The sequence below is a fragment of the Bradyrhizobium jicamae genome (genome assembly GCF_001440395.1).
In the GTDB taxonomy this organism is placed as follows: domain Bacteria; phylum Pseudomonadota; class Alphaproteobacteria; order Rhizobiales; family Xanthobacteraceae; genus Bradyrhizobium; species Bradyrhizobium jicamae.
Genome location: NZ_LLXZ01000213.1, coordinates 15,564 through 16,048, shown reverse-complemented (window position 1 = coordinate 16,048; position 485 = coordinate 15,564). Strand labels below are relative to the sequence as shown.

Below are 485 nucleotides of genomic sequence, written 5' to 3'. Positions count from 1 at the left end.
ATCTCGAATTCGGGGGAATATCTCCTCGGTATCTCACAGAGTGGCATAACGCTGGAATCGCTCGATGCCATTGCGCCTACGCCGCTAACCATCACGGGGGCTGCGAACAATGGCTCTGGTGCTATTCGACTAACACTCTCGGCGTTGTCGAATGCGAACTTCACAATCATCGGCCAGAACCATATCGTAGTCTATGGGGTGCAGGGGACGACCGAAGCGAACGGCAGCTGGCAGTTCACCCAGATCGATTCCACGCATATTGATCTTGTCGGATCGACCTTCACGCACGCTTATGTAAGTGGTGGTCAGATCGGCGGCTCGCTGGATGCCATGATCTTGAGCCTGGATGCCTACGCAACGGCAGTTCAACCTGAAATCGCGCAGTTCAACGCTACACATCAACTTGGGTTCTATCGTGGTGCCAACCTTGAGGCCATTCTTGAGAGTGGCGAGCAGGGTACTGATGGACGAAAGATCACTGTACG

Annotated in this window: 1 pseudogene; it reads left to right on the top strand. The window is 54.0% G+C overall.

Annotated features, from left to right (window positions below):
* Window positions 1-485: pseudogene (locus CQ12_RS47045) on the top strand (hypothetical protein); the annotation flags it as partial.